This is a genomic window from Flavobacterium bomense (assembly GCF_003970355.1).
Map to the genome: position 1 here is coordinate 1 of NZ_RYDJ01000092.1, position 1505 is coordinate 1505.

Genomic DNA, 1505 nt, shown 5'->3' on the forward strand with positions numbered 1-1505 from the left:
AATGCAATAAAAAAAACATATTTCGTTTATTTTTATCTTTTTGAAAAGCGAAATGCTATTGTTGTTTTAATTGGAGTATGTTTTTAGTAAAAATCAAAATTTTTTGACCTTTTTTGATTTTCTAGTATATATTTAATACTAGAGAATTACAAATTATGCGATTTTCTTATATTTAAGTTTTTATAATTAGGAAATGACCATTACAAAACCGCAACGCATACCTGGATGAAGATATTTTCGAGCAAAGTTTATCATTAAATGAAGTAATTCTGCCTGCCTGTAGACTATCAGGTATTTTAATAAACTACCTCGGGGCAGAGCCCCTGAGGTATTAATAAAATAACAGCCACAGATTCACAGATTTTAAAAAATCATTTTTAATCTGTGACTCGAGCAATAGCGAACAGGCGAAGCAATCTGTGGCAAAAAAACCGAAGCAGAGCTTCGAAGAATTAAACCTAAAGTATAGACCGCGAAATTAAATTTGAAACTATTGCCGATTACTTTTTTATAACTGGACTCGTGGGAATCTTGGTTGTTCTCTTACTAATAACCATGAACTACATTAAATAAACAGCTGTTTTTAAACGATTTGACACCTACAAGGTCAAAAAAAAACGTTTCTGAACTAGAAACGTTTTAATATTTTTTTTTATCTTATAAATCAATACCAATAGAAAACTGCCAAACTCGGTTGTATGCTTTGCTATTATCATATAAATCGCCTAAACCTACATGATAATGCACCTCAAAACTGATACCAGAATCTGTTTTAAGTCCACCGCCTAAGTTTACTCCCCAATCAAAATTATTAGGATCATATTCTTGTGAACTATTAAAAAGTCCTTCGTATTCCTCTTTGTGCGTAATGGCCAATCCTATTTGCGGACCAGCTTTTAAAAATAAATTTTTAGAAGGATATGCTTTTAGCATTAAAGGCAAATTAATATAATTCAATTTTTGAGTAAACGTTCCGCTACTATTTGTAATTACATATCCTTGTTGCGAATACACTAGCTCCGGTTGAATTGCAAAGCTATCACTCAGAAATTCTTCCCCATAAACCCCGATATGAAAGCTATGACGTTGTTCAGTTTCTCCTTGTCCATCAAAATTTACTGCAGCCAGATTATAACCGCCTTTTATACCTGCATTCGATTTATGTGTCCTATTTGCTTGTGCGCTTATTGAGAATACCATTCCCAAAAATAAGGCTATTGTTAGATTTATCGTTTTCATATTTCATTTTTTTAATAAATTATTTTCCGCCATTTGCACGAAGATCTGCAAGACATTGCGCATCCAATTGTGGAGCCGAACCACTAGAAACCATATTGCCAATACCATGACCGGTTTCGGATGACCAGTACATTAAGCAACTTTCTACATTACAATGTTTTGGATGTTCAGTGTCTTCGTGACTACTTTGCAAAGCTGTCCCTAAGTTGGTAAGTCCTAAAATATGCCCAAATTCATGGTTAATAATAGTAGTTTCTAATACGCTT

Annotated in this window: 1 protein-coding gene and 1 pseudogene; both read right to left on the minus strand. The window is 33.0% G+C overall.

What is annotated here, in order from left to right; translation table 11 throughout:
* Nucleotides 1-657: 657 nt before the first annotated feature.
* On the minus strand, nt 658-1239 hold the full coding sequence (locus tag EKL98_RS15770; protein ID WP_126563129.1) for a porin family protein: 582 nt from the start codon (nt 1237-1239) through the stop codon (nt 658-660).
* Nucleotides 1240-1258: 19 nt separating this feature from the next.
* A pseudogene (locus tag EKL98_RS15775) lies at nt 1259-1505 on the minus strand (membrane metalloprotease); the annotation flags it as partial.

What these genes read in the sequence shown, in the direction of transcription:
- EKL98_RS15770 (WP_126563129.1), bottom strand. Translation starts at nt 1,239, where the DNA reads ATGAAAACGATAAATCTAACAATAGCCTTATTTTTGGGAATGGTATTC.